Genomic DNA, 4,672 nt, shown 5'->3' with positions numbered 1-4,672 from the left:
CCCGGCGGACTCTTCGCTGCTCGCCGCGCCCAGCTCCATCAGCGTCGAGTCGATCGCCGCCGGCGGCGCGGCGGTGACGCCGGCATAGATCGAACCCATCAGCAGCGCCACCACCAGCGCGGGCAGGACCGCGATGCCGAACTGGCGCATCAGCTGGCCGGTCGGGATGGCGGCGTTGCGGCGGCCCTTGAGCGCCGTGATCAGCGCGGGCAGGGCGCGCGCGCCGATGGTGTCGCGCAGCCGCTGCTGCAGCGGCGGCAGCGGGACTTCGCGCTCGGCCATCGACAGCGGCGGGGCGAGCCGCGGCCGCAGCTTGGCCAGCAGGATCACGTAGAGCAGGTAGAGGCCCGTCAGCATCAGGCCGGGAAAGAAGGCGCCCGCATACAGCTGCACCACCGACACGCCGGCGGTCGCGCCATAGACGATCAACAGCACCGACGGCGGAATCAGGATGCCGAGGCAGCCGCCCGCGGTGACCGCGCCCGCCGACAGCGACGCGCTATAGCCGGCGCGCAGCATCGCCGGCAGCGCCAGCAGCCCCATCAGCGTGACCACCGCGCCGACGATGCCGGTCGCCGTCGCGAACACGGCGCAGGTGATCACCGTGGCGACGGCCAGCGAGCCTGGCAGCCAGGCCAGCGCCAGATGCAGGCTGCGGAACAGCCGCTCGATCAGGTTGGCGCGCTCGACCAGGTAGCCCATGAAGACGAACAGCGGCACCGAGATCAGCACGTCGTTGGTCATCACCGCATAGGTCCGCTGCACCATCAGGTCCAGCGTCTGCTGCACGGCGATGTTCGGATCGGCATGGCGATAGGCGAGCCAGGCGAACAGCACGCCCATGCCCATCAGCGTGAACGCGGTCGGAAAGCCGAGCATGATCGCGGCGACGATCAGCGCCAGCATCAGCAGGCCGAGATGGCCATTGGTCCATTCCGAAGGCGACGGCATCAGGATGAAGACCGCCGCGACGATCAGCACCATCAGCGTGGCGCCGAACCACAGTTCCTTTCTCATCGCGGCGCTCCGTCGGTTTCGCGCGCTGGCTTGCGTTCGCGGTCGTCGCGATCGTCGCGATCGTCGCGCAGGCCGCGTGGATCGAGACTATCGCGCGGATCGCCCGGGCCCGCATCGGGCGCGGGCGCATCGCGTCGAGCGGTTGCATCGCGGCCGCCGCCCTCATCGCGTTGATCCCGTTCATCGGCACCATCGCGCTCATTTCGCTCGTCCCGCGCTGCGCCACCCTCCGCGACCGCCGGCGTCGCCACCGTCCCCGCCGCGGCTTCGGCGCTGACCATCTGCTTGAGCTTGTCCACGTCGACTTCCTCGACGTCGCCCTCGCGCATCGGCCAATGGCCGCGCTTCAGGCAGATCACGCAGCGGATCGTCTCGGCCACCCCCTGCAGCAACAGCAGGGCGCCCGCGACCGGAATCACCGCCTTGAACGGATAGATCGGCGGACCGTCGGCCGCGATCGACGAGTGCTCGTTCTGCGCCAGCGAGACCTCGAAGAAATCGATGCCGGCCCAGGCCAGCGCGATCACGCCGGGGAAGAAGAAGGCGAGGTACAGCACCAGGTCGATGCCGGCCTGCGCGCGCGGCGGCAGGAAGCCATAGAGGATGTCGCCGCGTACATGCCCGCGCTTGGCGAGCGTATAGGCGCCGGCCAGCATGAACAGCGCGCCGTACAGCATGTTGCTGGCGTCGAACACCCAGGCGTGCGGTGCCGACAGGGCATAGCGCGAGAACACCTCGTAGCTGATCATCAACGTCAACGCGACGATCAGCCACGAGGCAGCCTGACCGATCAGGGTGCTGATCCTGTCGATCGCAAGCAGCAGGGATTGCACGATCGCGCCCCGCTGGTCAGCTGCGCTTGCTGAAGTAGTGCGTGGCGGCCATCCGGTAATCGACGTTGGTGTCGTTCTGCCAGCGGGTGCTGCGCTGCGCGAACGCCTTCATCGAGTCGTTGACCTTCTTGAACATCGGGTTTTCCTTTTCCTTGCGCGCCACCACTTCGTCCCAGATGATCAGCTGCGCCTGCAGCACCGAATTGGGCGTCGCGTAGAACTTCACGCCCTGCTGCTGCAGCGCCTGATAGTCCTTCGAGTAGCGGTCGATCGCCTTCATCGACATGTCGGCCGATGCCGCGTCCACCGCGTTGGCGATCAGCGCGCGCAGCTTGGGCGGCAGCGCGTCGTAGCGCTTCTTGTTGAACAGGATCTCGAACTGTTCCGAGCACTGGTGGAAGCTGCGCAGCATGCAGACCTTGGACACGTCCTGGAACCCCAGCGCGCGATCGGAGCTGGCGTTGTTGAACTCGGCCGCGTCCAGCAGGCCGCGGTCCAGCGCCGGCACGATCTCGGCCCCGGGCAGCGCGTTGACCGCGGCGCCCAGCCCCGTGAAGATGTCGATCGACAGGCCGACCGTGCGGAACTTCAGGCCCTTGAAGTCCTCCGGCTTGGTGATCGGCTTCTTGAACCAGCCGAGCGGCTGCGTCGGCATCGGTCCGTACAGGAAGGACACCACGTCCAGGTTCAGGCTGCGGTAGATCTCCTGCTGCAGCTCCTTGCCGCCGCCGTATTTGTGCCAGGCGAGCAGCATGTTCGGATCCATGCCCCAGGCCGGTCCCGAACCCCACAGCGCCAGCGCGGAGTTCTTGCCATACCAGTAGGCGATCACGCCGTGGCCGCCGTCGAGCGTGCCCTTGCTGACCGCGTCGATCAGATCGAACGCCTTGACCACCGCGCCGGCCGGCAGCAGTTCGATCTTCAGCTCGCCGCCCGACATGTCGTTGACCTTGGCGACGAAGTCGCCGGCGAACTCGTGAAAGATGTCCTTGCTGGGCCAGGTGCTTTGCCAGCGCATCGTGATCGGACCCTGGGCCTTGACGATCGCCGGAAATCCCAGCGCCGTTGCACCGACCGCAGCCCCCGCCCCGCCCAGAAATCCCCGTCGCGATACCGCACCGCGCTTGTTTTTCGCTGCCATGCTGTCTTCCCCCTTGCTGCTGTTGACGACACCGGAGGCAGCGCCGCGAGTGCGCCAGCCTCGAACCGTTGATGCGACGTCTGGAGTTGCGATGCGGTGGCCGGCCCGGTGGCGACTCTGCCGAATTGGAAGGGGGCGGCGTGCAAGTGGTTTGTAATTGACTTCATGTTAGGAATTGCAACCAAGCGCAACAATGTAGGGATTACCCGTGACGGATCGGCCCTGTCATCGCCTGCGGATCGCAGGCCAGCGACATGTCTGCTGCTTGTCTGCGCCATGTCTACCGCATGTCTGGCGAAGGCCGTGTTGCGGACCTCCCGATGAAGGCGAAGCGGCCCGATTAGCATGACCTTTCGGCCACTTCGATGGTCGAAGCGGCTACAGTAACGAGGACCGGCCATCGCGCCATTTTTTCGCCAGGAGCCATCGCATGCCCGACCCATCGAATCAGCCCAGCCCGGCGAACCCGGCGACTCCAACCAGCCAGGCCAACCAGAAGATCCAGTTCCCGGGCCATGACGGTCAGCCGCTGGCGGGCCGCCTCGACATGCCGGCTGGCCCGGTCAAGGCCTACGCGCTGTTCGCGCATTGCTTCACCTGCGGCAAGGATGTGGTGGCGGCCAGCCGCATCGCGCAGGCGCTGACGCAGCACGGCATCGCGGTGCTGCGCTTCGACTTCACCGGCCTGGGCGGCAGCGGCGGCGATTTCGCCAACACCAATTTCTCGTCGAACGTGGCCGACCTGCATGCGGCCGCCGACTACATGCGCCAGCATCTGCAGGCGCCGGCGCTGCTGATCGGCCATAGCCTGGGCGGCGCCGCCGTGCTGGCGGCGGCCGACGGCATTCCCGAGGCGAAGGCGGTGGCGACCATCGCCGCGCCGAGCGATCCCTCGCACGTGGTCGGCCTGCTGCGCGAGCACGCCGAGACCATCGCCGCCAACGGCGAAGCCGAGGTACAACTGGCGGGACGGCCGTTCCGCATCCGCAAGCAGTTTCTCGACGACGTCGCCGAGCAGACGCTGCTCGCCAAGGTGTCGCAGCTGCGGCGCGCGCTGCTGGTGATGCATTCCCCGGTCGACGAGACCGTCGGCATCGACAATGCGAGCCAGCTGTTCATCGCCGCCCGCCATCCGAAGAGCTTCGTCTCGCTGGACCATGCCGATCACCTGCTGACCCGGCGCGAGGACGCGACCTATGTCGCCAACACCATCGCCGCCTGGAGCCAGCGCTACCTCGGCATCGACGCGGCCACGCTGCCGGCCGCCGCGGTCGAGGAAGGGCTGGTGCGGGTCGAGGAGAACCATGCCGGCAAGTTCCAGCAGCAGGTCACGGTCGGCAAGCACCGGCTGCTGGCCGACGAGCCGGTCTCGTTCGGCGGCCTGAACGGCGGGCCGGCCCCCTACGACCTGCTGCTGGCGGCGCTGGGCGCCTGCACCTCGATGACGATCCGGATGGTGGCCGAGCGCAAGGGCTGGCCGCTGGAACACATCAGCGTGTCACTGAGGCACGAGAAGATCCATGCCGCGGACTGCGCGGAATGCGACACGCGCGACGGCAAGGTCGACTGGATCGAACGCGAGGTCACGCTGCGCGGACCGCTCGACGCGCAGCAGCGCGAGGCCCTGCTGGCCATCGCCGACAAGTGCCCGGTGCACCGAACCTTGCATTCGGAGGTGGTG

General features: G+C 67.5%; 3 protein-coding genes and 1 pseudogene. 1 reads left to right on the top strand and 3 read right to left on the bottom strand.

From position 1 onward, the window contains the following. The 3 genes and pseudogenes from AC6EI8_RS24320 to AC6EI8_RS24310 all read right to left on the bottom strand — a co-directional run. Window positions 1-1,017: TRAP transporter large permease subunit (locus AC6EI8_RS24320; protein ID WP_498383104.1), on the bottom strand; the 1,017-nt coding region annotated here is incomplete at its 3' end. A gap of 274 nt (window positions 1,018-1,291) precedes the next feature. Further along, window positions 1,292-1,850 (bottom strand): annotated as a pseudogene (locus AC6EI8_RS24315) (TRAP transporter small permease subunit); the annotation flags it as partial. Window positions 1,851-1,866: 16 nt separating this feature from the next. Further along, window positions 1,867-2,991: a TRAP transporter substrate-binding protein gene (locus AC6EI8_RS24310; protein WP_498383102.1), complete on the bottom strand. Its 1,125-nt coding sequence runs from the start codon at window positions 2,989-2,991 to the stop codon at window positions 1,867-1,869. Window positions 2,992-3,421: 430 nt separating this feature from the next. On the opposite strand from AC6EI8_RS24310, the gene AC6EI8_RS24305 reads away from it, so the two are divergent. Beyond that, window positions 3,422-4,672: bifunctional alpha/beta hydrolase/OsmC family protein (locus tag AC6EI8_RS24305; protein ID WP_498383101.1), on the top strand; the 1,251-nt coding region annotated here is incomplete at its 3' end.

This window comes from Cupriavidus sp. R6-3 (assembly GCF_059772245.1).
This window is presented reverse-complemented; position numbering and strand designations above follow the sequence as displayed.